Origin of the sequence: Cedecea davisae DSM 4568 (assembly GCF_000412335.2) — a bacterium.
Taxonomy (GTDB): domain Bacteria; phylum Pseudomonadota; class Gammaproteobacteria; order Enterobacterales; family Enterobacteriaceae; genus Cedecea; species Cedecea davisae.
Window position 1 is genome coordinate 2,266,598 of sequence record NZ_KE161030.1, and the last position, 25,189, is coordinate 2,291,786.

The 25,189-nt window shown below is 56.1% G+C and carries 24 protein-coding genes; 7 read left to right on the plus strand and 17 right to left on the minus strand.

Annotation, left to right across the window (positions count from 1 at the left end; genetic code table 11):
* Positions 1 to 21 precede the first annotated feature (21 nt).
* Positions 22 to 411 (plus strand): acyl-CoA thioesterase, encoded by a 390-nt coding sequence (locus tag HMPREF0201_RS10410; RefSeq protein WP_016536583.1) that lies wholly within the window; start codon positions 22 to 24, stop codon positions 409 to 411.
* Positions 412 to 530: 119 nt separating this feature from the next.
* On the plus strand, positions 531 to 1,199 hold the full coding sequence (locus tag HMPREF0201_RS10415) for an epoxyqueuosine reductase QueH (RefSeq protein ID WP_016536584.1): 669 nt from the start codon (positions 531 to 533) through the stop codon (positions 1,197 to 1,199).
* Positions 1,200 to 1,463: 264 nt separating this feature from the next.
* Here the strand turns inward: HMPREF0201_RS10415 and dcp are convergent, their stop codons facing one another.
* On the minus strand, positions 1,464 to 3,512 hold the full coding sequence (dcp, locus tag HMPREF0201_RS10420; RefSeq protein ID WP_016536585.1) for a peptidyl-dipeptidase Dcp: 2,049 nt from the start codon (positions 3,510 to 3,512) through the stop codon (positions 1,464 to 1,466).
* A gap of 135 nt (positions 3,513 to 3,647) precedes the next feature.
* Here dcp and ydfG point away from each other — a divergent pair, with 135 nt between their 5' ends.
* The gene (gene ydfG, locus HMPREF0201_RS10425) at positions 3,648 to 4,397 is read left to right on the plus strand and encodes a bifunctional NADP-dependent 3-hydroxy acid dehydrogenase/3-hydroxypropionate dehydrogenase YdfG (protein WP_016536586.1); all 750 of its coding nucleotides are present in this window, start codon (positions 3,648 to 3,650) and stop codon (positions 4,395 to 4,397) included.
* Positions 4,398 to 4,488: 91 nt separating this feature from the next.
* Complete coding sequence (locus tag HMPREF0201_RS10430) at positions 4,489 to 5,175, plus strand: GntR family transcriptional regulator (protein ID WP_016536587.1); 687 nt, start codon at positions 4,489 to 4,491, stop codon at positions 5,173 to 5,175.
* 54 nt (positions 5,176 to 5,229) lie between these two features.
* On the opposite strand, the gene HMPREF0201_RS10435 is transcribed toward HMPREF0201_RS10430, so the two are convergent.
* The 5 genes from HMPREF0201_RS10435 to HMPREF0201_RS10455 all read right to left on the minus strand — a co-directional run bounded on the left by HMPREF0201_RS10435 (position 5,230) and on the right by HMPREF0201_RS10455 (position 10,943).
* Positions 5,230 to 6,681: a mannitol dehydrogenase family protein gene (locus HMPREF0201_RS10435; protein WP_016536588.1), complete on the minus strand. Its 1,452-nt coding sequence runs from the start codon at positions 6,679 to 6,681 to the stop codon at positions 5,230 to 5,232.
* 36 nt (positions 6,682 to 6,717) lie between these two features.
* Positions 6,718 to 8,109 (minus strand): MFS transporter, encoded by a 1,392-nt coding sequence (locus tag HMPREF0201_RS10440; protein ID WP_016536589.1) that lies wholly within the window; start codon positions 8,107 to 8,109, stop codon positions 6,718 to 6,720.
* Positions 8,110 to 8,172: 63 nt separating this feature from the next.
* Entirely contained in the window at positions 8,173 to 9,186 is a 1,014-nt protein-coding gene (locus HMPREF0201_RS10445) for a Zn-dependent oxidoreductase (RefSeq protein ID WP_039898265.1), read from the minus strand.
* A 35-nt stretch (positions 9,187 to 9,221) separates the two neighbouring features.
* Positions 9,222 to 10,436, minus strand: coding sequence for a D-mannonate dehydratase ManD (gene manD / locus HMPREF0201_RS10450; RefSeq protein ID WP_016536591.1), 1,215 nt, complete (start codon positions 10,434 to 10,436; stop codon positions 9,222 to 9,224).
* Positions 10,437 to 10,616: 180 nt separating this feature from the next.
* On the minus strand, positions 10,617 to 10,943 hold the full coding sequence (locus HMPREF0201_RS10455) for a YnfA family protein (protein WP_016536592.1): 327 nt from the start codon (positions 10,941 to 10,943) through the stop codon (positions 10,617 to 10,619).
* A gap of 112 nt (positions 10,944 to 11,055) precedes the next feature.
* Between HMPREF0201_RS10455 and HMPREF0201_RS10460 the strand changes: the two genes are divergently transcribed.
* Together HMPREF0201_RS10460 and speG are read left to right on the plus strand one after the other, a co-directional pair.
* On the plus strand, positions 11,056 to 11,457 hold the full coding sequence (locus HMPREF0201_RS10460; RefSeq protein WP_016536593.1) for a DUF1283 domain-containing protein: 402 nt from the start codon (positions 11,056 to 11,058) through the stop codon (positions 11,455 to 11,457).
* A 62-nt stretch (positions 11,458 to 11,519) separates the two neighbouring features.
* Entirely contained in the window at positions 11,520 to 12,077 is a 558-nt protein-coding gene (speG, locus tag HMPREF0201_RS10465) for a spermidine N1-acetyltransferase (RefSeq protein ID WP_016536594.1), read from the plus strand.
* 43 nt (positions 12,078 to 12,120) lie between these two features.
* Here speG and paaK read toward each other — a convergent pair whose 3' ends face one another.
* From paaK to paaA, 11 genes are read right to left on the minus strand one after another with little or no spacing between them, the layout of a single operon-like run.
* Positions 12,121 to 13,437, minus strand: coding sequence for a phenylacetate--CoA ligase PaaK (paaK, locus tag HMPREF0201_RS10470; protein WP_016536595.1), 1,317 nt, complete (start codon positions 13,435 to 13,437; stop codon positions 12,121 to 12,123).
* Positions 13,438 to 13,459: 22 nt separating this feature from the next.
* Positions 13,460 to 14,668 carry a 3-oxoadipyl-CoA thiolase gene (gene pcaF, locus HMPREF0201_RS10475; RefSeq protein WP_016536596.1) on the minus strand — a complete coding sequence of 403 codons (1,209 nt, stop codon included), beginning with the start codon at positions 14,666 to 14,668 and terminating at the stop codon, positions 13,460 to 13,462.
* Entirely contained in the window at positions 14,665 to 15,090 is a 426-nt protein-coding gene (gene paaI, locus HMPREF0201_RS10480) for a hydroxyphenylacetyl-CoA thioesterase PaaI (RefSeq protein WP_016536597.1), read from the minus strand. The genes pcaF and paaI overlap by 4 nt, the downstream gene beginning before the upstream one ends.
* Positions 15,080 to 16,504, minus strand: a complete 1,425-nt coding sequence (locus HMPREF0201_RS10485) for a 3-hydroxyacyl-CoA dehydrogenase (protein ID WP_039898267.1) — start codon at positions 16,502 to 16,504, stop codon at positions 15,080 to 15,082. Before HMPREF0201_RS10485 ends, paaI begins: the two co-directional genes overlap by 11 nt.
* A gap of 2 nt (positions 16,505 to 16,506) precedes the next feature.
* On the minus strand, positions 16,507 to 17,295 hold the full coding sequence (gene paaG, locus HMPREF0201_RS10490; RefSeq protein WP_115586241.1) for a 2-(1,2-epoxy-1,2-dihydrophenyl)acetyl-CoA isomerase PaaG: 789 nt from the start codon (positions 17,293 to 17,295) through the stop codon (positions 16,507 to 16,509).
* Complete coding sequence (paaF, locus tag HMPREF0201_RS10495) at positions 17,295 to 18,062, minus strand: 2,3-dehydroadipyl-CoA hydratase PaaF (protein ID WP_016536600.1); 768 nt, start codon at positions 18,060 to 18,062, stop codon at positions 17,295 to 17,297. The genes paaG and paaF overlap by 1 nt, the downstream gene beginning before the upstream one ends.
* Complete coding sequence (gene paaE, locus HMPREF0201_RS10500; RefSeq protein WP_016536601.1) at positions 18,062 to 19,129, minus strand: 1,2-phenylacetyl-CoA epoxidase subunit PaaE; 1,068 nt, start codon at positions 19,127 to 19,129, stop codon at positions 18,062 to 18,064. The genes paaF and paaE overlap by 1 nt, the downstream gene beginning before the upstream one ends.
* Before the next feature lie 7 nt (positions 19,130 to 19,136).
* Positions 19,137 to 19,631 (minus strand): 1,2-phenylacetyl-CoA epoxidase subunit PaaD, encoded by a 495-nt coding sequence (gene paaD, locus HMPREF0201_RS10505; RefSeq protein ID WP_016536602.1) that lies wholly within the window; start codon positions 19,629 to 19,631, stop codon positions 19,137 to 19,139.
* A 10-nt stretch (positions 19,632 to 19,641) separates the two neighbouring features.
* Entirely contained in the window at positions 19,642 to 20,397 is a 756-nt protein-coding gene (gene paaC, locus HMPREF0201_RS10510; RefSeq protein ID WP_016536603.1) for a 1,2-phenylacetyl-CoA epoxidase subunit PaaC, read from the minus strand.
* An 8-nt stretch (positions 20,398 to 20,405) separates the two neighbouring features.
* Positions 20,406 to 20,693 (minus strand): 1,2-phenylacetyl-CoA epoxidase subunit PaaB, encoded by a 288-nt coding sequence (gene paaB / locus HMPREF0201_RS10515; protein ID WP_016536604.1) that lies wholly within the window; start codon positions 20,691 to 20,693, stop codon positions 20,406 to 20,408.
* A gap of 11 nt (positions 20,694 to 20,704) precedes the next feature.
* The gene (paaA, locus tag HMPREF0201_RS10520; RefSeq protein WP_016536605.1) at positions 20,705 to 21,634 is read right to left on the minus strand and encodes a 1,2-phenylacetyl-CoA epoxidase subunit PaaA; all 930 of its coding nucleotides are present in this window, start codon (positions 21,632 to 21,634) and stop codon (positions 20,705 to 20,707) included.
* Positions 21,635 to 21,918: 284 nt separating this feature from the next.
* Between paaA and paaZ the strand changes: the two genes are divergently transcribed.
* Complete coding sequence (gene paaZ / locus HMPREF0201_RS10525) at positions 21,919 to 23,964, plus strand: phenylacetic acid degradation bifunctional protein PaaZ (RefSeq protein WP_039898269.1); 2,046 nt, start codon at positions 21,919 to 21,921, stop codon at positions 23,962 to 23,964.
* Positions 23,965 to 25,189: the final 1,225 nt, after the last annotated feature.

Genomic DNA, 25,189 nt, shown 5'->3' on the forward strand with positions numbered 1-25,189 from the left:
AAACGACATCAGGAACGAAGCATGTTTTCAAAGCATTATGAAGTTGATGAAAGCCATATTGATTTTCAGGGCGTGGTAGACGGCCTTTATTACCCGTTTTATATGGAGTGGACCCGTCACGCGTATATGCGTGAAGCGCTGGGGATTGATATCGAAGAAGAGTTTCGCCAGGGCAAGCTCTATATGGTGCTGGAATACTCCCTGCGCTTTCGCAAAAGCCTGCAAAAAGGCGACAGCGTCGAAGTCACCTGCCAATTAGAGCGCAATGAGAAGCGTAACCGCGTGAACTTCGCCCAGCAGATAAAAGTCGACGGTGTGGTTTATGCCGAGGCGACTTTTGTCGCAACCTGCCTGGCAAACGGCCGCCCTTCTATGCCGGAAGCCGTGATGAGTGCGTTAGAGCAACTCTGAATATCGTTAAGGCCTGAAAAATGGCCTTAACATTAATATCTTTAATTATTTATGGTTATTCTGTTGCCCAAATCCTGCTAACCTTTGCCGATACGTGAATTCAATTTCAGGATATTGCTATGCAAGAATTTATCCGCCCAATGTTGCAACTGCCTAATAACGAAAAGAAACTGCTGCTGCATTCCTGCTGTGCCCCCTGCTCGGGCGAAGTGATGGAGGCGATTCAGGCTTCCGGTATCGAATACACCGTTTTCTTCTACAACCCTAATATTCACCCGCAGAAAGAGTATCTGCTGCGTAAAGAAGAGAATATCCGCTTTGCCGAGCAACATGGCGTGCCGTTTGTGGATGCCGACTATGATACCGATAACTGGTTTGAGCGGGCAAAAGGGATGGAGTGGGAGCCTGAGCGCGGGGTCAGATGCACGATGTGCTTCGATATGCGTTTTGAACGCACCGCGCTGTATGCCCACGAGCACGGGTTTAACGTCATCAGTAGTTCACTCGGTATTTCTCGCTGGAAAAATATGCAGCAAATCAATGACTGCGGCCAGCGAGCGGCCGCGCCTTATGAAGGCATGAGCTACTGGGATTATAACTGGCGTAAACAGGGCGGCTCTGCACGCATGATTGAGATAAGCAAGCGCGAGCAGTTTTACCAGCAGGAGTATTGCGGCTGCGTTTATTCCCTGCGCGACACCAACCTGCACCGCAAAGCCAACGATCGCCCGCTGATTAAGATAGGCAAGCTTTACTACGGCAAAGACGACGACACTTCGCAGGCATAAATAAACGGGGCGGGTGAACGAGCGTGCGGTGGGGTTAAAAATCCGGGAGCCTGCCGACATCAGTCAGGCCCCGTAATTACTCAGTAAATCCCAGAAGTCCCCTGCACTTTCCTGAGCAGGTCTGCAATTTATAGTCAGCAACCCTGTAAATTGCACGGATATATTCTATTTGATTTTTAAGGCACTTAACGCAAATCATAGCTTTGCAGTTTGCGTTAAGTGCGATTTCACTGTGGCTACATTAATGAGAGCGCTTTCTTCGCGTTATTCTCCCGCCAGCCCGCGATTTTTTAACATCGGCTCGCTGCGTGGATCATGACCGCGCCAATCGCGATACAGCGCTTCCAAATCGCTGCTGTTGCCGCGCGATAAAATAGCCTCCCTGAAACACTGCCCGTTTTCCTGCGTCAGCCCGCCCTGCTCCACAAACCACTGATAGCCGTCATCCGCCAGCATCTGCGTCCAGATATAGGCGTAGTAGCCTGCCGCATAGCCGCCGCCAAAGATATGGGCGAAATAGCTGCTGCGGTAACGCGGAGGAATTTCGGCCAGCCGGATATGCTCTTTTTCCAGCGCCTGAGATTCAAAGAGTGTGACATCCTCAATTTGCGTTCCCGCCTCAAGGCTGTGCCAGTTCATATCCAGCAACGCGGCCGCCAGCAGCTCGGTCATGTCATAGCCTTTGTTAAACTGCGCGGCACGGAACAGTTTGCTGCGCAGCGCTTCCGGCATAGGTTCATTGGTTTGGTAATGGCGGGCGTAGTTGGCAAACACCTGCGGCTGGCTGGCCCAGTGCTCGTTGATTTGCGAAGGAAACTCCACAAAGTCACGCGGCGTATTGGTGCCGGAAAGGCTTGCATAGCGCTGGGTCGCAAACAAGCCGTGCAACGTGTGGCCAAATTCATGGAATAGCGTCACTACGTCATCCCAGGAAATCAGCGCCGCTTCACCGGCCGCCGGTTTAACGTAGTTACAGACGTTGTAGATAACCGGCATAGCGCCAAATAGCGTTGACTGCTCGACAAAGTTGCCCATCCACGCCCCGCCGCTTTTGCTGTCGCGGGCAAAGAAATCGCCGTAGAACAGCGCCATGCCGCGCCCGTCTTTATCGAATATTTCCCAGGTTCGCACGTCCCGGTGATAAGTCGGGATATCAAACCGCTCGACGAAGTTCAGGCCAAAAAGCTGGCTGGCCGCCCAGAACACGCCGTTGTGCAACACGCCGTTAAGCTCGAAGTAGGGTTTAATCTGGCCTTCGTCGAGATCGTATTTAGCGCTGCGAACCTGTTCGGCGTAGAACTGCCAGTCCCAGGCTGCTGCCTGAAAACCACCCTGCTGTTGGTCAATGACATGCTGAATGTCTTTCAGTTCGCGCCGGGCCCGCCCGGTTGCGGCAGGCACAATATTTCTCATAAAGCGCAGCGCCGCATCGGGCGTTTTTGCCATCTGGTCGGCCATTTTCCAGGCCGCATAATTGTCAAAGCCCAACAGCCTGGCCTGTTCTGCCCGCAGTACCGCCAGGCGCGCCACAATGGAACGAGTGTCGTTGACGTCGTTGCGCTGAGAGCGTTCCCAGCCCGCGTTAAACAGTTTTTCACGCGTGGCCCTGTTAGCCAGGCTTTGCAACGCGGGTTGTTGGGTAAAGTTCAGCAGCGGTATAAGCCATTTACCCTCCAGCCCTTTGTCCGCTGCGGCCTGAGCGGCGGCGGCAATTTCAGCGCCGGTTAAGCCTTGCAGCTCGCTGACATCATCAACAACCAGCCCGCCGGCTTTATCTGCCGCATGCAGGCGATTGTTGAACTGGCTGGTCAACTGCGCGCTCTCTTTATTCAGCGCTTTCAGACGCGTTTTATCGCCCTCGCTAAGCGTTGCCCCGGCCAGCTTGAAGTATTGCCATGTGACCTCGATCAGGCGCAGCGATTCCGCATCCAGTTCTAAACCGTGGCGCTGACGATAAACCTCGTCGAGACGGGCAAACAGCCTGTCATTAAGGCGAATGTCATCGGCCAGTTCCGCCAGTTCGGTTGAAAACGCTTCATCGAGCTGCTGCAAAAAATCGCTGGTATGAGCCGACGTCATGGCATAAAAAACGCTGGTCACCCGCCCCAGCATCGCGCCGGTTTGCTCCAGCGCCAGATAAGTGTTTTCAAACGTTGGCGCATCCGGGTTAGCGGCGATAGCGGCAACCTCTTCCCGTTTTATACGCTTACCTTCATCAAAGGCAGGACGATAATGCTCGTTAGCAATGACGTCAAAATGCGGAGCCTGATAAGGCAATAAACTCGGCTGTAAAAATGGGTTGTCGTGCAGCATTCTTTACTCCCGGTGACCTGAAAAGATCTCTAGTTATAGCGTATTTGCCTCTGTTTCTTAATATAAAAACTAAGATTACCGCAGCCCGCTGGCGTGCTAATGTAGGGGAAAACAAAATCATTGAGGAACGAAGAGATGATTGTACTGGTTACGGGCGCTACGGCAGGTTTCGGTGAAAGCATTACCCGCCGCTTTATTAAGAATGGCCATAAGGTTATCGCCACCGGCCGCCGTCAGGAGCGCCTGATAGAGCTGAAAGAAGAGCTTGGGGATAACCTGATGACGCTGCAACTCGATGTGCGCAACCGCGCCGCTATCGAAGAAGCGCTGGCAAGCCTGCCGGGCGCATGGCAGCAGATTGATATCCTGGTGAACAATGCCGGTCTGGCGCTGGGCATGGAGCCAGCGCACAAAGCCAACGTTGACGACTGGGAAACAATGATCGACACCAACAACAAGGGCCTGGTTTACATGACCCGCGCCGTGCTCCCCGGCATGGTCGAGCGCAATCGCGGCCATATCATCAACATAGGTTCCACCGCAGGAAGCTGGCCGTATGCGGGCGGTAACGTCTATGGAGCAACTAAGGCGTTTGTGCGCCAGTTCAGCCTGAACCTGCGTACCGACCTGCATAAAACCGCCGTGCGCGTGACCGATATTGAGCCGGGCATGGTTGGCGGCACAGAGTTTTCCAACGTACGCTTCAAAGGCGACGATGATATGGCGGGTAAAACCTACGAAAATGCCAATGCTTTGACCCCGGAAGACGTAACCGAGGCGGTCTGGTGGGTTGCAACGCTGCCTAAGCACGTTAACATCAACACGCTGGAGATGATGCCGGTTAGCCAATCCTTTGCCGGGCTGAGTATTCACCGCGAAGGTTAATCCTCCCCCTGTACCCGGATGATTACTCCGGGTATAGGTTTTAACGTTATTCGATGTTAAATTTGCCTAAAAGCTCTAATAAGAAAAACGCATGCCACTTTCCAGCGAAATCAATCCCACTCAGCCGGTAAATCAGCAAATTTATCGCATCCTGCGGCACGAAATTGTGCGCTGCCTGATAGCACCAGGTACGCCACTTTCGGAGAAAGAAGTTTCGCTGCGCTTTGACGTCTCGCGCCAGCCGGTGCGGGAAGCGTTTATCAAACTGGCGGAAACGGGCCTGGTGCAAATTCGCCCTCAGCGCGGCACATGGGTAAGTAAAATATCCATCAGCCACGTAAAAAACGGGTGTTTTATCCGCGAGGCCATCGAAAGAGCGGTGGTAAAACGCGCGGCGACGAAAGTAACCCACTCGGATTTATTCACGCTTGAGCATTTACTCAATCAGCAAAGCGTAGCTATCAGCGACGGTAAAATTGATGATTTTTTCTCTCTTGACGATAAATTCCACCAGCAGCTCGCGCTGATTGCGGATTGCAGCCTGGCGTGGGAAACGGTCGAAAATATTAAAGCAACTATGGATCGTGTGCGTTACATGAGCCTCGATCACGTTTCGCCCCCGGCGATGCTGCTGGAGCAGCACCACGACATTTTTAATGCGCTGAAAGCTCAGAATGAAGAAGAAGTTGATGCCGCAATGCACCGCCATTTACATGAAATAAGCCAGTCTATCTTGCAAATCAGGCAGGAAAAACAGGACTGGTTTAGCGACGAGTAATTTTATTTCCCCTACAGCGAAATAAGCATCAGGCGGGTTACCCCGCCCGGTAAATCAGAACTTTGCTACCGTCGCCATTGCGCCGTTTTCCCACAGTTCCAGATACAACTCGGTTACCAGCGCCACAAATTCGCTGTTCGCAGGCAGGTCTTTCCCAAAGATAGTTTCCAGACCAAGCAGGGCGATGACTCGCTCAGCCCCTTCTTCGCTTTGCACCACCTTACTTTTAATCACTCTCGCTAGCGGATCGCTAATTTCTATTGGCTCCCCCAGGTCGTCTACGCCGCCCACATAGCGCAACCAGCCCGCAACGCCGAGCGCCAGCAGATCGTATCTGCTACCGTTGGCGATATGCCATCGAACGGCATCCAGCCAGCGCTGAGGAAGCTTCTGGCTGCCGTCCATCGCAATTTGCCAGGTGAGATGCCGCAGAGCCGGGTTGGTATAACGGCTAATGAGCGAATCAGCATAGATTTGCAGGTCTACGCCCCTCACGCGGAGCGTTGGCGCTTGCTCATCGAGCATCAACCGTTTTGCCACACGGCGATAATTTTCGTCCCACATGCAGTCGGAAATATACCTGTAGCCTGCCAGATAACCCAGGTATGCCAGAAAGGAGTGGCTACCGTTAAGCATTCGCAGCTTCATCTCTTCGAACGGCAGCACGTCGCGGACCAGCTCAGCACCCGCAAGCTCCCAGGCCGGGCGACCGGCAACAAAGTTGTCTTCAATTACCCATTGGCGGAAAGGCTCACAGGCAACCGCCACCGAATCGGCTACGCCAGTTTGCTCCGCCACTAGGGCAAGCGTTTCCGGCGTAACGGCCGGAACTATTCGGTCAACCATGGTCGAGGGAAAAGTCACGCTGGCCTCAATCCAGGCTGCCAGTTCCTCGTCAATAGCTCTCGCCCAGGCGATAATCACGCGGCGGGTTATGCGGCCATTTTCCGGCATGTTATCGCATGACATCACGCTGAATGCCCCAAGGCCTGCTGCTCTGCGCCGAGCCAGCGCCTCCACAATTACGCCCGGTGCGGACTGCGGCCGATGCAGGTTGGCAAGGTCATGTATAAATAATGGATGATCGGTCAGTAATTCCCCGGTTGCTGGGGAATGACAGTAGCCCTTTTCGGTCACCGTCAGGGAGACAATCGCTACTTCAGGCTGGGTTAGCGCGGCCAGCACCGCTTCGATGCCATCCATCTTCGCATGCAGCGCCTGTGTCACTACGCCCACTATACGGGTATGCCAGGCATCAGCAGACATCTCCGCTACGCTATACAAGTTACCCTGCCGTTTCAGGTCAGCAATTTGCTGCTCACCGCCGATTAAGTTGACCTCACAATACCCCCAGTCGCTACCGTGCTCGTCAGCCAGAATATCGGCGTACACAGCCTGATGTGCGCGGTGGAAAGCCCCAAATCCGAGATGGACGATGCGCGTAACCAGCCGGCTTCGGTCGTAGCCAGGAACAACCGCCCTGGCCGCGAGTAATTTATTTTCCATAATAGATTTCCTGTGGATTGCGCTGTGTATAGCGCTTCAGTAGCTACGTGCTTGATCAAGCGCTGGCGTGGCTTTGGGTTCGGCGGCGTCTTCCTCAATACTAAGGTCACGATCCCTGACCTCCGGCATCAACAGCGCGGAAAGCAACCCAATAATCGAGTAACAAACCAGCATCACCACAACGGGCCACCAGGAATCCGTCATATTAACGAAAATACCGGCCAGCACCGGCCCGAAACCAACGGCCACCAGCCCGCCCACTTCCTTGGAAATGGCCATGCGGGTAAAGCGATTACGCGAGCCAAACATTTCCGCCATCGTGATGTTCTCCAGCGCGAACAGCCCCAGGACAGCAACGTTATGAATGATGATAATGGAGGCCATAATCACGCTTACCCCCTTGCTGCTATCAACAATCATCGAGAGCATTGGCCAGGCGAGAATAATCGCCGAAATATTGATGATGATATAAGGTACGCGGCGGCCCACTTTGTCGGACAGCCAGCCAAGAAGCGGAATAGTGATGAATCCGATAGCCGAGCTGATCATTAAGGCATCGGTCGGAATGCTTTTATCAAACAGCAGGGTCTGTACAAGGTAGCCCGCAAGGAAAGTCTGGATCAGACCTGAATTACCCGCCTGACCAAACCGCAGGCCGGTTGCCAGCCAGAAGGATTTGCTGGTGAACATGGCGCTAAGCGAATGGGTGTCGCCGCGCTCTTTTACGCCAGCCGTTGCCTCCTCCTCGCTGACTTTCTCAAACACCGGGCTTTCTTTCAGGTTAAGCCGCAGCCAGATCGCAAATATCATCACCACAGCGCTTGCGAGGAACGGCACGCGCCAGCCCCACGCCAGCAGCTGTTCTTTATCCAGCACAAAGAACATCACCGCCCAGATTGCCGTAGCCGATAACGTACCGCAGTTGGTGCCCATAGCGACCAGGGAAGAAATAATGCCGCGCCTGCCCTTTGGCGCATATTCCGCCAGCATTGTTCCCGCTCCGGAAATCTCGGCTCCCGCCCCCAGCCCCTGTATAATACGCAAGGCAACCAGCAGCAGCGGTGCAAAAATCCCGATTTGTGCGTACGTCGGTAATACGCCAATCAGCGTGGTGCAAATCCCCATCATAGTGATGGTAATAAACAGGACTTTTTTACGCCCGATGGTGTCACCCATACGGCCAAAAATAAAAGCCCCGACTATCCTGGCAATATAACCTGCACCGTAGGTTCCCATTGCCAGAATTAATGCCATGGCAGCAGACTGCTCCGGGAAAAATATTTCGTGAAACACCAGTGCTGCGCCAAGAGAGTAAAGCTGGAAGTCCATGAATTCCAGCGCGGTGCCCAGCCAGCCTGAAACGGCGGCCTTTATCAAGTCTGAAGTGCTTCTTTCCGGCTGTTGCGGATTTAATAGGGTTGTCGTCATAGTTCTGATCTCTGAAATTTATTGTTGTAGGTACAGAAAATATTCAGAAACAGCAGCTGTGGCTCAGAAATTCAATAAGACCTTACAGCAGTGCTGCTGGTCTTTTTCGAAGGTTTCCATCGCCTCAATAATCTGAACATAATTAAAATGATGAGTGATTAGTTTTTTAGGCTGAATAAGCCCGGCCAGCATCCAGCTGATGACCTGAGAAAAGCGATTACTGTTGAGACGGGAGCTATAGATAGTTAGCTCTTTGCTGGTAATGCCCTGCTGGCTAATGACGCAGGGTTCGGAGGCAAAACCCATAATGCCGATACGCGCCGCAGGGGATGCGAGGCGAATCGCCTCCGGCAGAATGGAAGGATGGCAGGCTGCATCGATAATAACCGTCGGGAGGATGCCAAGCACGGTGAGCTCTTCAACCAGATCCAGCCCTGCGTTGTTGATAACGCGATCCGCGCCGCAGGTTTTTGCCATTTGCAGGCGTTCCTCAATGCGGTCGACGGCAATCACCTCTTTTACGCCATACACGCCGCGCAGCGCCTGAATACAGGTCAGTCCCATCGGCCCTGCGCCGTATACCAGGGCGGTATCCAGCTTGCCGGGAGTCAGCTGGCTGCAAAGATTGGCGGCGATGGTAAAAGGCTCAATCATCGTCGCTTCATCGTCAGAGATTGCATCCGGCACAATGTGGACATTTTTAGCGGGGAGCGTCACGTATTCGCTGAAGCCGCCGTCGCGGTGCACGCCGATAACCTGGAGTTCTTCGCAGACGTTAGGCCGCCCGACGGAGCAAGGATAGCAGCGCCCGCAGCTTACTACCGGGTCCCCCGCCACTCGCGCCCCGAGCAGATTTGTGTCAACGCCCTCGCCAACGGCATCAACGTGGCCAAAGAATTCATGTCCGATCACGCGTGGGTATTTAGCAAAAGGATTATGCCCGCGCCAGATGTGCAGGTCCGAGCCGCAAATTCCCGCACTGGCAACACGCATTCGCACCTCGCCCGCCTCCGGGTGCGGGTCTTCGCGCTCTTCGATAACTAAATCATTCGGGGTTCTGACGGTAATAGATTGCATTATTTTTACTCCATCCAGTTTCGATAAAGGCTCGATCACCAGTTCCAGAGCGTGCCGTCTTCCAGGCGAGCCACCGGAAGATAGGCTGGTTCGTAGGGATATTTAGCCGCCAGCTTTTCGTCAAATTCGATGCCGAGGCCGGGCTTATTGCCGGGATGCATATAGCCGCTGTCGAACGACCAGCTATGGGGGAAGACTTCCAGCATCTGCTCTGAATAACCCATATATTCCTGCACGCCAAAATTCGGCACCCAGAGGTCAAAATGCAGCGCCGCGGCCATGCAGACCGGTGAGAGATCGGACGGCCCATGCGAGCCGGTGCGGACCTGGTACAATGAGGCAAAATCGGCAATACGGCGCATGCCGGTAATCCCGCCCGCGTGGGTGATGGTGGTGCGGATATAATCGATAAGCTGCTCTTCAATCAGCTGCTTGCAGTCCCAGATGCTGTTGAACACTTCTCCCACGGCAATTGGCGTCACCGTGTGCTGGCGAATCAGGCGGAAGCACTCCTGGTTCTCCGCAGGCGTTGGATCTTCCATCCAGAACAGGCGGTAGTCCTCAACGCTTTTGCCAAAACGCGCGGCTTCTATCGGCGTCAGCCGATGGTGCATGTCGTGCAGCAGATGCTCCTCGAAGCCAAACTTCGAGCGAACCGCATCAAACAGCTTTGGCGTAAAGTCGAGGTATTTTTCCGTAGACCACAGCTGCTCTTCCGGCCAGTCACCCTTGGTCGCTGGCTCATATGCCTGCCCTTTGCCTTTCGCCATACCGTAAGTCGTTTTCATGCCCGGCACGCCGCACTGGACACGAATAGCTTTGAAACCCATCTCTTTATGGCGGGCATAGTCTTCCAGCACTTCATCAATGGAGTGCCCTGTGGTGTGGCAATAGACCATGACGCCTTCGCGCGACGCCCCACCCAAAAGCTGGTAGAGCGGCATTCCGGCGGCCTTGGCTTTAATATCCCACAGCGCCATATCCACAGCCGAAATGGCAGACATTGTGACCGGCCCGCGCCGCCAGTAGGCGCCTTTGTAGAAAAACTGCCAGATATCTTCGATGCGCTGGGCATCGCGGCCTATAAGCTGCGGGCAGACGTGATCCCGCAGATAGGAGGCGACCGGCAATTCACGCCCGTTGAGCGTGGCATCCCCCAGCCCGGTTATTCCCTCATCGGTGGTTATTTTCAGCGTGACAAAGTTACGCCCCGGGCAGGTGACAAACACCTCGGCACTCACTATTTTCATTACCTGATTCCTTGCGGCAGATTGCAGCGGCGACAATTATTGAGGCAGAAACTACCTTCAACGCAACTACCATACAAGTATGCAAATAATGATATCCGAAGATGAGTCACACTTTATGTATGACTCAATGCAACGTATACATCCGAAATGGGAAGAGGATTGAAGGGAAAAAAAAGAGAATCAGGCCCGGCCCCAGCCGGCGACGATAATCAGCATGCCGCAGAAGGCAATGGCCGCCCCGGTCCAGTCATAAACGCTAAGTTTTACGCCATCAACAATGCGCAGCCAGAGCAGCGCGGTGACCACATAGACTCCGCCATAGGCCGCATATACCCTGCCGCTCGCCGCCGGATGCAGCGTTAACAGCCAGACAAAAATCGCCAGAGAGAGCGCAGCAGGCAGCAGTAACAACACCGAACCGCCTCGCCTCAACCATAGCCAGGGCAGAAAACAGCCGATAATTTCCGCAAGCGCGGTGGCAAAAAACAGCAATGTCGTTTTGATCATATTGTGATTTATTCAGTAATAATGGTTGCAGAAGATTGACGCATATAGGCGCAATCCTGGACGAATGGTATTATTCGCTCTGAAAACTGCTTAACCCTAAAAGGAAATTGCAATGAACTCAATCCTTCGTAAGCCTCTGTCATGGATGCCGTTAGCCTTGCTGGGTGCAGCGCTCATGGTTTCCGTTCCGGTGCAGGCAGATACGAACGTTGTCGTCGTCCAGCCAGGCTCCGGCAACACCGTGGGCGGTCAGGAAAACTCGCTGACCCGCCAGCGCGCCGCTGAAGAAAAAGAACAGTGGAACGACACCCGCACTCTGCGCCAGAAGATTAACCGCCACAACGAAAAAGTATTCGATCGTGAATCTGCCCGTGGTGATAAAAACTGGGACAAAGAAGATGCCGCCCAGGACAACTTCGACAAATGCCAGCAAAGCGCCAACGTCAACGTCTACTGGGAGCCAAACACAATGCGCTGCCTGGACCGCCGTACCGGCCGCATTGCTAACCCATAATTTCACTCGTCTTTAAAGGCTCCTGCCGCCGGGAGCCTTCCCCATCTGCGCAAGGACAAGCCATGAGTCAGGAATTAACAATTCGCCTTCGCCCGCTTGAGCGCGAAGATCTTCGCTTCGTTCACCAACTGGACAACAATGCCAGCGTGATGCGCTACTGGTTTGAAGAGCCTTACGAAGCGTTTGTGGAGCTTTCCGACCTTTACGACAAGCACATTCACGACCAGAGCGAACGCCGCTTCGTTATCGACTGCAACGGCATGAACGCCGGCCTGGTGGAGCTGGTAGAAATAGACCATATTCACCGCCGCGCGGAGTTCCAGATAATTATTACCCCGGATTATCAGGGCAAAGGCCTGGCCTCACGCGCCGCCAAGCTGGCGATGGATTACGGTTTTACCGTGCTCAATCTCTATAAGCTGTATTTGATTGTCGATAAAGAGAACGAAAAAGCGGTGCATATCTACAAGAAGCTGGGCTTTATTGTGGAAGGCGAATTGATTCACGAGTTCTTTATTAACGGCCAGTATCGGGACGCTATCCGCATGTGCATTTTCCAGCATCAGTTTTTGGCGAAAAAAACGCCGGAAAACACTTTACTGAAGCCTACCGCACAGTAGGCCAGAACCCTCTCCCGGCCCGGGGAGAGGGCATTAATCCCGGCTACTGATTCGCCGCCTGGCGCAGGTCGCACACCCGAATAGCCTTTCCTTCCGAACGCGGCAGGCTGCCGCAGTTAACGATAGTAATATCGGTAGAAATCCCCACCATCGACTTGATGCGATGACGCAGCTCGTGGCACACGCCGCAGCGCTGTTCATGGCTGAGATAGAGGCTGCTTTCCTTCAGTTCCACCTTGATTGCCAGGGTGTCGAGATGCCCGCGGCGATGCACTTCCAGCTGATAGTGCGGCGCAAGATGCTGGAATTTGAGGATCTCTTCTTCCAGCTGCGACGGGAAGACGTTTACCCCGCGGATAATCAGCATATCGTCCGAACGCCCGGTGATTTGGTCCATGCGGCGCATAGTGCGCGCGCTGCCGGGCAGTAGGCGCGTCAGGTCGCGCGTGCGGTAGCGAATAACCGGTAATGCTTCTTTGGTGAGCGTGGTAAACAGCAGTTCGCCTTGCTCACCGTCTTCCAGCGGCACGCCGCTCTGCGGATCGACAATTTCCGGATAAAAATGATCTTCCCAGATGGTCGGCCCGTCGCGAGATTCGAGGCACTCCATGGCAACGCCTGGCCCCATCACTTCCGACAGGCCATAAATATCCAGGGCGGTAATACCCAGGCGACGCTCTATTTCCGCGCGCATGGCTTTAGTCCACGGCTCCGCGCCAAACACACCAACCCGCAGGGAGCAGCCGCTGGCATCCCCGCCCATCTGGCGCTCCATCTCTTCAATCAGATTCAGGCACCAGGATGGCGTCACCATAATCATATCCGGCTTAAAATCACGGATCAGCTGCGCCTGTTTTTCGGTCTGGCCGCCGGACATCGGGATCACCGTAGCACCGAGTCTTTCTGCGCCGTAATGCGCACCCAGCCCGCCGGTAAACAGGCCATAGCCGTAGGAAACGTGGATTTTATCTTTGGGCGTTCCGCCAGCGGCACGCAGAGAACGGGCAACCAGGTTAGCCCAGGTATCGATATCGTTCTGGGTATAGCCCACTACCGTGGGTTTACCGGTGGTGCCGGAAGATGCGTGAATACGCACCACTTGTTCCATCGGCACCGCGAAAGTGTCAAAAGGATAGTTATCGCGTAGATCCTGCTTAGTGGTGCAAGGAAACAGGCGAATATCCTTCAGCTCTTTAAAATCATCAGGGTGAACGCCAACGGCGTCAAATTTACGTTTATACATTGGGACATTGTTATAAGCGTGATTCAGGGTCCACTTCATGCGCTCCGTTTGCAGGGCCTGAAGTTCATCCAGCGATGCGGTTTCAATCGTTTCCAGCTTGGTTGCAGAGGTTATCATTATAGGGTACTCGCAGGTTTGATTAGCTCACACGCTCAAGGATCAGGGCAATACCCTGACCCACACCGATACACATGGTGCAAAGGGCATAGCGCCCGCCGCGCCGGTGCAGCTCCAGGCTGGCCGTCAATGCCAGTCTGGCTCCGCTCATCCCCAGCGGGTGCCCTAAGGCGATGGCGCCGCCGTTAGGATTCACATGCGGGGCATCATCCGGGAGCCCCAGTTGACGAAGCACGCCGAGCGCCTGCGCGGCGAACGCTTCGTTTAATTCAATTAAATCCATGTCGTGAATACTGAGCCCGGCGATTTCCAACACTTTTCGTACCGCAGGAACCGGGCCAAGCCCCATCAGACGGGGTTCGACGCCTGCGGTTGCCATAGCAACAATTCGCGTTTTCGGGGTCAGACCCTGACGTAACGCGGCAGATTCGCTGGCAATAATCAGCGCCGCCGCCCCGTCGTTCACCCCGGATGCGTTACCAGCCGTTACCACGCCGTTTGCACGGAACGGGGCCTTCAATCCTGCCAGCTGTTCCAGCGTCGTTTCCGCTCGCGGATGCTCGTCTTCACGCACTTCAGTTACCGCCCCCTTGCGCCCGCTAAGGGTCACCGGAACAATCTCTCCGGCCAGAATTCCCTTCTGCTGAGCCTCCGCGGTGCGCTGCTGGCTGCGCCAGGCGAAGGCATCCTGATCGGCACGACTTATATTTAACAATTCCGCTACATTCTCTGCCGTTTCCGGCATGCTGTCAGTACCAAATTGCGCGGCCATGAGCGGGTTCACAAAACGCCAGCCGATGGTAGTGTCGAACATCTCCGCCTGGCGCTGAAACGGCGAGCTGGCCTTGCCCATCACAAACGGCGCCCGCGACATGGACTCCACTCCACCCGCCAGCATCAGCTGTGCGTCGCCCGCTTTTATTGCACGAGCAGCGAAGCCCACGGCATCCAGCCCGGAGCCGCACAGGCGGTTAATAGTGGTGCCCGGCACGCTCTGACCTAATCCCGCCAGCAAGGTCGCCATACGCGCCACGTTGCGGTTATCTTCTCCGGCCTGGTTGGCACAGCCGAAAATCACGTCGTCCACCGCGCTCCAGTCCAGATTCGGGTAACGAGCCAGCAATTCCCGGAGAGGAATCGCCGCTAAATCATCCGCGCGCACGCCGGAAAGCACACCGCCGTATCGGCCAATCGGAGTGCGAACGCCGTCGCATATAAAAGCCTGATTCATAATTTTGCTCCCGAAACGGTAGTCCCGATGCGATGCGCACGGCCGCGAAACAGCGCCAGCGTTTTCTCATCCTGATTGATAATTTCGATGTCGTAGACCCCGGTCTGCCGTCCCTGATGGCGCACCTGAGCCACCGCTTTCAGGCGGTCACCTTCTTTACCCGGGCGCATGAAATCGATATTGCAGCCCGAAGCGACCGCCGCCAGTCCCTGGCTGTTGCAGGCGTAGGCAAAAGCGGTATCGGCAAGGGTAAAAAGCTGCCCGCCGTGGCAGGTCTGGTGCCCGTTGAGCATTTCGGCGGTAATCGTCATGGTCAGCACCGCAAACCCTTCGCCCATTTCGATGATTTCAATGCCCATTTGCTTTGCGCAGTTGTCGCGGGCGTACATTTCGCGGGCGTTAGCCCATGCATTAGTGCTCATGTTGGTTCTCCAGCAGCGCGCGCTGGCGCAACAGTGAGGTTGGCCGGTAACGCTCTTCTCCGTAGTGGCGCTGGAGGTTTTCCAGCAGCGTTAGCACGTTCTGCCAGCCGAGTTTTGCGCCCCAGGCGAGCGGCCCCTGCGGATAATTGACGCCCAGGCGCATAGCGGTATCGATATCCGCCTCGCTGGCGACGCCTTTTTGCAGCGCATCCAGCGCCTCGTTTGCCAGCATCGCGACTGTGCGCCAGACCAGCATTCCGGGGTAATCTTTAATCACCAGCACGCGCTTGCCCTGCTGCTGGAAATAATGAATAACTTTCGCCAACTGCAAAGAAGTGACCGATGCAGATGCCGCCAGTATCTCCAGCGAGGTGTCGGCCAGCCTGTCTCTCAGCACCACCGGGCGCTTTAGCTCTGCCGACAGCGCCGTTGCGGTAATCCCGCTGGTCACCGCCACCAGAACTTCATCCAGCTCGAGCGTTTTACCCGTATGTACCACCTGCGTAGCGGCGTTATCGTCCGGCTGCCCGGCCTGATATTCCGGCTGGACATCCAGCGGCCAGCGGTATACGCCCTGCCCGGTTTTCTTGCCGAGGCGTTTGCCCAGCACTAATTCTTGCTGAGCCAGGGACGGCAGGAATCGGCGCTCCTGCCAGAAGGCGTTAAACACCGAGCAGGTCACGGCAAAATTTACGTCCTGACCAATCAGGTCAGTCAGCGCCAGCGGCCCCATCGGGAAACCGGCGCCCTCACGTAAAGCGGCATCAATCACTGCCGCAGGAGCAACCTGCTCCTCCAGCGCTCGCCACGCTTCGGCGTAATAAGGACGAGCCACTCGGTTAACGATGAAGCCCGGCGTGGACTGGCAGCACACCGGCTGTTTTCCCCAGCGCAGAGCCAGCTCGCTCAACTGCCCGGCAACCTCAGAAGAGGTCTCCAGGCCGCTAACAATTTCCACCAGCTTCATGACCGGCGCGGGATTAAAGAAGTGCAGTCCGGCCACGCGCTGAGGGTTTTCAATTCCACTGGCGAGAGCGGTAATTGAAATCGATGAGGTATTACTGGCAAAAACCGCATCCGGAGAGCAAATTGCAGCAAGATCGCGGAAAATTGCTTGTTTGATATCGATTTGCTCGGCGGCGGCTTCGATGACCAGGCCAACATCGGCCAGGTCTGCCAGCTTTTCTGCCGCATGCAGACGGGCCACCGTCGCCAGCCTGCTGGCTTCATCAAGCTTTCCCTTTGCCACACGGGCGCTGAGCGCGGTGGCAATACCGTCGATGGCGCGTTTAGCCGCGCCGGGCTGAATGTCGTAGAGCCAGACGCGATGACCGGCACCGGCGGCAACCTGCGCAATACCCGCGCCCATTGTGCCGCTGCCGATCACCGCAATAACTGCATCAGGCGTCAGCATGATCATTTCCCCTTAAAGGTTGCCGGGCGCCTGGCCAGAAACGCAGAAACGCCTTCACGGTAATCTTCGCTGCGCCCGGCGAGGCGCTGGTAATCACGTTCCAGATCCAGTTGGGCATCAAGCGTGTTGGTTTCTGAGGCATAAAGCGCTTTTTTGATTAGCCCAAGGCCGAAGGTCGGCTGGCTGGCAAAATGGGTCGCCAGCTGGCGCGCGGTATCGCCCAGTTGCTCGTCGTCCACTACCTGCCAAATCATGCCCCACTGGTGAGCCTGTTCGGCGCTAAGCGTATCGCCCATCAGCGCCAGGCCCATTGCCCGGGCGCGGCCCGTAAGGCGGGGTAAAAACCAGGTGCCGCCGCAGTCGGGAACCAGGCCCAGCTTGCTGAAAGACATAATGAATTTTGCCGAACGTGCGGCGATAACCATATCGCAGCCCAGCGCAAGCGTAGCGCCCGCTCCGGCAGCCACGCCGTTTACCGCGGCGATGACCGGTTTTGGCAATTTAGCCAGGCGGCGCATCAGCGGGTTATAGAAAGTCTCTACCGAATAGCCGAGATCGGGCACTTCGCCGCTCGGGTCAACATTGCGGTCATTAAGATCCTGCCCGGCACAGAACCCGCGCCCCGCGCCGGTAATCAACAGGCAGCGAATAGTTTCATCGCGTTCGGCCTGGGTCAGAACTTCCGCCAGCTGGCGGTGCATCTCATCGTTAAAACTATTGAGGCGCTCCGGGCGGTTCAGGGTCAGGGTCATTACCCCGTTTTGCACATCGCTAACAATAAAATTCATGATTAACGTCCTTTGAAGGCGGCAGGTCGTTTTTCCAGGAAGGCGGCAATGCCCTCATGGCGATCTTCGGTGGCTGCTAGCAGGGTAAAAAGCTGGCGTTCCTGCAACAGTCCCTGATTAAGGCCAGTTTCCTGAGCCTGACGAAGAGCCGTTTTTGCCGCCTGAAGCGCAAGTGGAGCGTGGCGGGCAATTTGCGCGGCCAGCTTTTGTGCATACTCGAGGGTAAGCGCCGAAGGGTGAACCTCCGCAACCAGCCCGGCCTGCAAGGCCCGCTGCGCATCAATTGGCTCGCCGCTCAGCACCATGCGGTAGGCCAGCGCTTTTCCTACGCTGCGGATAAGCCGCTGCGTACCGCCTGCCCCCGGCATAATGCCGAGCGTAATTTCCGGCAGGCCGAAGCGGGCATTATCCCCGGCAATAATAATGTCGCTTAGCAATGCCAGTTCGCAGCCTGCGCCGAGCGCATAGCCGTTAACGGCGGTAATCAGCGGTTTAGAAAAGCGTTCAATGTGCGCCCAAAGCTGCGGGCGCGGGTCGTTGAGCGTGGCTGGCATATCGCGGCTCGCCATCTCTTTTAAATCCGCTCCGGCGGCAAAAAAACGTTCGTTGCCTGCAACAACAACGGCGCCAATGCTTTGCTCCTGCTGCGCCGCTTCCAGCGCTTCGGCGAGCTTCGTCAACAGCTCATTATTCAGGGCATTACGCGCCTGGGGGCGGTTCAGCGTCAGGGTTAAAACTCGCCCGATCTGGTGGCTCAATATTTCGCTCATCACAGCCCCTGCGCGTCAAAATCGAGTACCACATCGTCACCCTTCGGCAGCGCCTGGCAGCTCAGCACATAGCCCGCCGCCAGCTGATCCGGCTCCAGGCTGTAGTTGACGCCCATTTCCACTTCACCGCTTATTACTTTGCAGCGGCAGGTGGCACAGACGCCGCCCTTGCAGGCATACGGCAGGTCAGCCCCCTGACGCAGCGCCGCATCAAGAATGCTTTCGTCCCCGGCGGTAAGCGTAATCTGGCGAGCGACTCCGTCCTGGCGCAGGGTGACAACTTTGCCTGCGGCCTGCGCCCGCGAGCGGGAACTCGGGGTGATGCCCGGCGTGTTGAAGTGTTCGATATAGATATTCTGCTGCGCTACGCCAAGCTCCAGCAGCGTGGCCTCGGCTTCCTGCATCATGCTTTGCGGGCCGCAGATAAAGGTGCGATCAAAGCCTTTGAGATCCAGCAAATGGTCGCCCAGCGCCCGGAGTTTCGCGCCGTCCAGCCGTCCGCTGAGCAGGTCACTTTCCGGCTTTTCCTGGCTGAACAGATAGATAAGCTGTAGCCGCTGCGGGTAGCGGTCTTTAAGATCGGCCAGCGCCTGGCGGAACATCATGCTGCCGCTGCTGCGGTTGCCATAAACCAGCGTGATGCGGCTTTGGGGTTCAGCGGCGAGCGTAGAGCCGATAATGGCCAGCATCGGCGTAATGCCGGAGCCAACCGCCAGCGCCAGATAATTGCCTGTGGTTTGCGGGTTTGGCTGGTAGCCAAATGTCCCCTGTGGAACCATCACTTCCAGCGACATACCTGCCGCCAGGTCGCTTAATGCATATTGAGAAAAGCGCCCGCCTTCAATGGCTTTTACCGCCACGCAAATTTCGCCCGGCTTTTCCTCACGGCAAATGGAGTAACAGCGGCGCAGCTCTTCGCCGCCCAGCTTCGCCTTCAACGTCAGGTGCTGGCCGGGACGAAAACGATAATGGCCGCGCAGCTCGTCGGGAACGGCAAAAGTGATAGCCACCGCTTCCGGGGTTTCAGGTTCAATACGCGCCACTTTCAGGGAATGAAACGTCGTCATGGCAACCTCAAATACATTTAAAGTAATCAAAGGGTTCGCGGCAGCTGTCGCAGCGGTAAAGCGCTTTACAGGCCGTGGAACCGAATTCGCTAATCAGCGAGGTGTGCTCGCTGCCGCAGCGCGGACAGGTCACCTGTGCCGCCAGAGTCGCGTGGCACGAATGCCCCTGAGGCGGACTGATGCCGTAGGCACGCAGTCGGGATTTAGCCTCCGGCGTCATCCAGTCTGTTGTCCATGCGGGATGCAGAACCTGCTTGATATGCACCGGGATTAGCTCCGCCGCTTCCAGCGTTTCGCGAATCGCAGCGAGTAAAAACTCGGTCGCCGGGCAGCCTGAATAAGTCGGCGTAAAGCCGATGTGCCAGCCGTCCTGCCGGTGCTCCACGCTGCGAACCATGCCCAGGTCGGTGATGGTCAGCACCGGAATTTCCGGGTCGCTTATCTCACCAAGCAGGCGCCATACGTCGCGCACGGCTGCGGGTTGAAGCGTTGCGGTTTGCATCCTGTTCTCCTTACCACTGCTGATTCGGATAAGCGCGCTGGAGGTATTGCATTTCTGCCAGCAGCGGGCCGAGGTGTTCGGTGTGCAGGCCCTGCTTGCCGCCGGTGCGGTACGGCGCTTCTGCCGGTATCTGCAACGAGGCTTCGCTCAGCCCGGCGACGACCTCCAGAAGCCATTCGTCTCTGAGAGCCCTCGAGTCAACCGCAATGCCCTGCTCCGCCAGCTCAATCTCCAGCTCATCGGCGACAAACATTTCGCCGCTAAAGCGCCACAGTTTGTTTAGGGCGTTTTGCATTTTTTCTTGCGACAACGCCGTCCCGTTACCCAGGCGCAGCAGCCAGCCGCGGCTAAAACGCAGGTGGTAACGCACCTCTTTAATCGCTTTGGCAGAGATGGCCGCAAGCTGCTGGTCTTTGCTGTCCACCAGGCGGCTGAACAGTGCGACATGCCAGGCGTCCAGCAGGTACTGGCGCATTAAAGTTTCGGCAAAATCGCCGTTTGGCTGCTCGGCCAGCAGCAGATTTTTGTATTCGCGTTCATCGCGCCCGAATGCCAGCTTGTCTTCATCCAGACCGCTGCCTTCACGTTCCGCCGCATAAGTCAGGAAATTGCGGGCCTGTCCCAGCAGGTCGAGGCCGATATTTGCCAGCGCGAGATCGATTTCCAGTTCAGGGGCATGGCCGCACCAGGCGCTGAGGCGCTGGGCCAGCACCAGGCAGGTATCGCCGAGGCGCAGGCTGTATGTTGCTACGGGATCGAGTGTCATTGGCTGCCTCACATATGCTCGATGCCGTCAGGCAGCGTGTAGAAAGTGGGATGGCGGTAAACTTTGCTGTCCGCGGGGTCGAAGAATTCCGGGCGCTCTTCCGGCTGGGAAGCCACTATCTCGCTGGCCTTGACGACCCAAATAGAGCAGCCTTCGCTGCGGCGGGTATAAGCATCGCGGGCGTTTTCCAGCGCCATACGATCGTCGGCGGCGTGCAGGCTGCCTACGTGACGGTGGGATAATCCTTTTTTATTACGGATAAAAACTTCGTACAGCGGCCAGTAGACATTGCTCATTTTTCTCTCCTTCAGGCGGCGTTGCGTGCCTGTTGTTTTTCGGCATACGCAAGGGCGGCTTCGCGCACCCATGCCCCTTCTTCCCAGGCTTTACGTTTGGCGGCCAGGCGCTCTTCGTTGCAGACCCCGCGCCCGGCAACCACTTCATTAAATTCCTGCCAGTCAATTTCACCGAAGCGGTAATGACCGCTTTCTTCATCAAGGTGCAGGTCTTTGTCCGGTGCGGTCATGCCCAGCAGTTCAACCTGCGGGACGGTGTTGTCCACAAAGCGCTGGCGCAGTTCATCATTGCCAAAACGTTTGATTTTCCAGGCCAGGCTTTGTGCGCTGTTTGGCGAGTTGTCGTCGTTCGGGCCAAACATCATCAGCGCCGGCCACCAGAAGCGGTTGATGGCGTCCTGCAACATCTGACGCTGTTCGGGGCTGCCGTTTGCCAGCACCGCGCAGGCTTCAAATCCTTGTCGCTGGTGGAAACTTTCTTCTTTGCAGATTTTCACCATTGCTCTGGCATAAGGGCCATAAGAGGTGCGGCACAGCGCCACCTGGTTAACGATGGCGGCCCCGTCTACCAGCCAGCCAATGACACCGATGTCGGCCCAGTTCAGCGTCGGGTAGTTGAAGATTGAGGAATACTTCATCTTGCCGTCGAGCATCTTCTGGTAGAGATCTTCCCGCGCACAGCCCAGCGTTTCGGCCGCGCTGTAGAGGTAAAGGCCGTGCCCCGCCTCGTCCTGCACTTTTGCCAGCAATATTGCCTTACGGCGCAGGCTTGGGGCGCGAGTAAGCCAGTTCCCCTCCGGCAGCATGCCAACTATCTCAGAGTGGGCGTGCTGCCCAATCTGGCGAATCAGCGTTTTACGGTAGGCCTCCGGCATCCAGTCCTGAGGCTCAATAGCGGTTTCCTGGCGGATCCGCTCCTCAAAGCGTTGTTGTTCTGTCACGGCATCACCTTATGATTCAGTTCAAATCCACAAGTCGTTAAAATGTGAATCACGTAATGATTAAAAGTTACAGATAAGTTAATGGAGATCGCAAAGCCATCACCACACGTTTGTGAGGCTTATCACGATAAATATCCACAAACATCTATTTATCATTGAGATAACCTAATGACGGATAAAACACAAAATCACACTGTTAATAAATTATTAAATTACGACTTGATTTTTATGATTCACAAAACAAACACTATATGAATTAAATGCAGTGAATTATGGAGAGTGTGATGCAACAGTTAACCAGCTATCTGGCCGGGCAGTGGTTTACCGGTCACGGTAAAGAAAGAACTATTTTTCATGCCGTTAGCGGCGAACCTTTGTGGCAGGTCACCAGCGAAGGTGCGGATATGGCGCAGGCGCGCCGCTTTGCCATAGAGCAAGGCGGCAAAGCGCTTCAGGAAATGACCTTTATTCAACGAGCGGCGATGCTAAAGGCGGTTGCCAAACATCTGATGGCAAACAAAGAGGCGTTTTACGAGGTTTCCTACCAGACCGGCGCAACCAAAGCAGATAGCTGGGTCGATATCGAAGGCGGCATTGCTACCCTTTTTGCCTATGCGGGAATGGGCAACCGCGAACTGCCGGACGACATCCTCTGGCCGGAAGATGAGTTAATTCCGCTGTCAAAACAAGGAGGCTTTGCCGCCCGCCACGTACTGACTTCAAAATCCGGCATGGCGCTGCACATCAACGCCTTTAACTTCCCCTGCTGGGGCATGCTGGAAAAACTGGCCCCGACGTGGCTCGCGGGTATGCCAGCCATCATCAAACCCGGCACCGCCAGCGCGCAGTTGACTCATGCTATGGTGAAGTCGATTGTTGAGTCTGGCCTGGTGCCGGACGGCGCTATCAGCCTGATCTGCGGAGGCGTTGGCAACCTTTTCGAACAGCTGGACGAGCAGGATGTGGTGACCTTCACCGGCTCCGCCAGCACCGGCCAAAAGTTACGTTGTCACTCAAATATTGTCGCCCGATCCATCCAGTTCACCATGGAGGCAGACTCGCTTAACTGCTGCGTGCTTGCGGAGGATGTTTCGCCGGAGCAGCCTGAATTTGCCTTGTTTATTCGTGAGATAGTCCGCGAAATGACCGCCAAATCAGGCCAGAAATGTACCGCTATCCGTCGCATCATTGTTCCCCACAAGCAGCTTGATGCCGTGGTCAGCGCTCTGAAAGTGAAACTGGAAAAAATTCAGCCTGGCGATCCGGCAGTGGAAGGCGTGCGCATGGGCGCATTAGTCAGCGTGGAGCAGCGCGAAGACGTTCAGCGCAGAGTCGATCAACTTGTCGAGGCCGGTTGCGAAGCCGTGCTCGGCGGCAAGGCTGATGCCTCGCTGCGCGGCGCATTCTTCCCGCCAACCCTGCTGCTCTGTCAGCAGCCGGACGAAACGCCTGCGGTACATGAGCTTGAGGCCTTCGGCCCGGTGGCAACCGTTATGCCGTATCGCGATATGAACCACGCCATGGCGCTGGCTTGCGCAGGCCAGGGTAGCCTTGCCGGAACGCTGGTTACGGCCGACGAGAAAATCGCCCGCGAATTTATTCTTGGCGCGGCGCGCGCGCATGGCCGAATTCAGGTACTCAACCAGGAGTCAGCGGTTGAATCTACCGGCCACGGCTCGCCGCTGCCAATGCTGGTTCACGGTGGCCCCGGGCGAGCAGGCGGCGGCGAGGAACTAGGAGGCCTGCGGGCGGTGAAGCATTATATGCAGCGCACGGCAATTCAGGGCAGCCCGACGATGCTGGCCGCCATCAGCCAGCAGTGGAACTATGGCGCTAAAGTTCAGGAAGATGCGGTGCACCCATTCCGCAAGCACTTTGAAGAACTGCGCCTCGGCGAAAGTATTCTTACAGCACGCCGAACGATTACCGAGGCCGATATTGCGAACTTCGCAAACCTCAGCGGCGACCGTTTCTATGCTCATACCGACAAGATAGGGGCGGCGGAATCTTTCTTCGGAGAGCGTGTGGCACACGGCTACTTTGTTGTCTCTGCCGCAGCCGGGCTGTTTGTTGACCCAGGCGTAGGCCCGGTTATCGCCAACTACGGCATGGAAAACCTGCGTTTTATCGAGCCGGTCAAAATTGACGATACCATTCAGGTGCGCCTGACCTGCAAACGCAAAACGGCAAAACCGCAGAAAAGCGCGGAAGATAAGCCGGTTGGCGTGGTGGAATGGGCGGTGGATATCACCAACCAGCATCAGCAGATTGTCGCCCGCTATTCGATTCTTACTTTAGTGGCCCGTTTACACGGTGATTTCGCCTTGTAGTTTTACTCACCTTGCAGCAAGTGCCGCGCTTCAGGCCCGCAGCGATGCCCTTGCCCCTGGCTCTCATCGTCCCCGGCTTTGACCCATTGCAGGCGGGGTGGAGCTGCCGGGAGCAGCGAAAGAGAGCGATCGTCGGGAACGGAGCATAACCAACCTTGCGGAAGTTATCTCTCCGGGTTACAGCCGTTTATGCACGGCCGTAGATGATTCCGGTCACTTCCAGCGCTGCTTTATATGCAGCCACCGAACCGGTGAACGTCTCAGGGGAGTCACCGTCACTCCCCTGAGCACCCGGACTCCCGGCGAGATAAATCGCCGCAAGCGGTAAACCTCCGTTTTATCTCCCAGCCCTGGGTCGGCTGCGATGCGTTCCCGACGCTCACAGCCTCCGCCCGCTCCCGGCGTCCGGACCCTGGTCAGTCGGAGAGAAAACGGAGGCGATTTAAGCCGGAACCAGGGACTCGCTTTTAGCCCACAGCCATTCTGAAACTCCGCGTCGCTTTAAATTCCGCAGCCACGCCCTTGTCCCCGGCTCTCATCGTCCCCGGCTTTGACCCATTTCAGGCGGGGTGGAGCTGCCGGGAGCAGCGAAAGAGAGCGATCGTCGGGAACGGATCGCGAACGACCCCGAATGTTTGGGTGATAGCCGGGGGTTTACCGCTTTAGCGGCGATGAGTTTGCCGGGCGCCGGGGGTGGTCAGGGGGAATGGCGTATTTCCCCCTGACACGTTCACCTTTCTCTGCGCGTGCAGAGAAAACAGATTTACGGGTGAACGGAACATAATCATGGTCACAGAGGTTATCTCTCCTGATTACAGACGTTTATACACGCCCGAAGATGATTCCGTTCACTTCCAGACCTGCTTTATATGCAGCCACCGAATCGGTGAACGTCTCAGGGGAGTCACCGTCACTCCCCTGAGCACCCGGACTCCCGGCGAGATAAATCGCCGCAAGCGGTAAACCTCCGTTTTATCTCCCAGCCCTGGGTCGGCTGCGATGCGTTCCCGACGCTCACAGCCTCCGCCCGCTCCCGGCGTCCGGCCCCTGGTCAGTCGGAGAGAAAACGGAGGCGATTTAAGCCGGAACCAGGGACTCGCTTTTAGCCCACAGCAATACTGAAAATAACAGTAGCTTCAGGTCCCACAACCACGCCCTTGCCCCCGGCTCTCAGCGCCCCCGGCTTTGACCCATTTCAGGCGGGGTAGAGCTGCCGGGAGCAGCA

Excerpts from the sequence above, each read along its gene's own strand:
- HMPREF0201_RS10445 (WP_039898265.1), bottom strand. The coding sequence starts at position 9,186 with ATGCAATCTATTACCGTCAGAACCCCGAATGATTTAGTTATCGAAGAG.
- paaZ (WP_039898269.1), top strand. The coding sequence starts at position 21,919 with ATGCAACAGTTAACCAGCTATCTGGCCGGGCAGTGGTTTACCGGTCAC.
- paaI (WP_016536597.1), bottom strand. The coding sequence starts at position 15,090 with ATGAGCACTAATGCATGGGCTAACGCCCGCGAAATGTACGCCCGCGAC.
- HMPREF0201_RS10435 (WP_016536588.1), bottom strand. The coding sequence starts at position 6,681 with ATGGAAAATAAATTACTCGCGGCCAGGGCGGTTGTTCCTGGCTACGAC.
- speG (WP_016536594.1), top strand. The coding sequence starts at position 11,520 with ATGAGTCAGGAATTAACAATTCGCCTTCGCCCGCTTGAGCGCGAAGAT.
- HMPREF0201_RS10410 (WP_016536583.1), top strand. The coding sequence starts at position 22 with ATGTTTTCAAAGCATTATGAAGTTGATGAAAGCCATATTGATTTTCAG.
- HMPREF0201_RS10485 (WP_039898267.1), bottom strand. The coding sequence starts at position 16,504 with ATGCTGACGCCTGATGCAGTTATTGCGGTGATCGGCAGCGGCACAATG.
- paaD (WP_016536602.1), bottom strand. The coding sequence starts at position 19,631 with ATGCAAACCGCAACGCTTCAACCCGCAGCCGTGCGCGACGTATGGCGC.
- paaK (WP_016536595.1), bottom strand. The coding sequence starts at position 13,437 with ATGATAACCTCTGCAACCAAGCTGGAAACGATTGAAACCGCATCGCTG.
- HMPREF0201_RS10460 (WP_016536593.1), top strand. The coding sequence starts at position 11,056 with ATGAACTCAATCCTTCGTAAGCCTCTGTCATGGATGCCGTTAGCCTTG.
- paaF (WP_016536600.1), bottom strand. The coding sequence starts at position 18,062 with ATGAGCGAAATATTGAGCCACCAGATCGGGCGAGTTTTAACCCTGACG.
- pcaF (WP_016536596.1), bottom strand. The coding sequence starts at position 14,668 with ATGAATCAGGCTTTTATATGCGACGGCGTTCGCACTCCGATTGGCCGA.
- HMPREF0201_RS10455 (WP_016536592.1), bottom strand. The coding sequence starts at position 10,943 with ATGATCAAAACGACATTGCTGTTTTTTGCCACCGCGCTTGCGGAAATT.
- paaE (WP_016536601.1), bottom strand. The coding sequence starts at position 19,129 with ATGACGACGTTTCATTCCCTGAAAGTGGCGCGTATTGAACCTGAAACC.
- manD (WP_016536591.1), bottom strand. The coding sequence starts at position 10,436 with ATGAAAATAGTGAGTGCCGAGGTGTTTGTCACCTGCCCGGGGCGTAAC.
- HMPREF0201_RS10415 (WP_016536584.1), top strand. The coding sequence starts at position 531 with ATGCAAGAATTTATCCGCCCAATGTTGCAACTGCCTAATAACGAAAAG.
- ydfG (WP_016536586.1), top strand. The coding sequence starts at position 3,648 with ATGATTGTACTGGTTACGGGCGCTACGGCAGGTTTCGGTGAAAGCATT.
- dcp (WP_016536585.1), bottom strand. The coding sequence starts at position 3,512 with ATGCTGCACGACAACCCATTTTTACAGCCGAGTTTATTGCCTTATCAG.
- paaC (WP_016536603.1), bottom strand. The coding sequence starts at position 20,397 with ATGACACTCGATCCCGTAGCAACATACAGCCTGCGCCTCGGCGATACC.
- HMPREF0201_RS10430 (WP_016536587.1), top strand. The coding sequence starts at position 4,489 with ATGCCACTTTCCAGCGAAATCAATCCCACTCAGCCGGTAAATCAGCAA.
- paaB (WP_016536604.1), bottom strand. The coding sequence starts at position 20,693 with ATGAGCAATGTCTACTGGCCGCTGTACGAAGTTTTTATCCGTAATAAA.
- HMPREF0201_RS10440 (WP_016536589.1), bottom strand. The coding sequence starts at position 8,109 with ATGACGACAACCCTATTAAATCCGCAACAGCCGGAAAGAAGCACTTCA.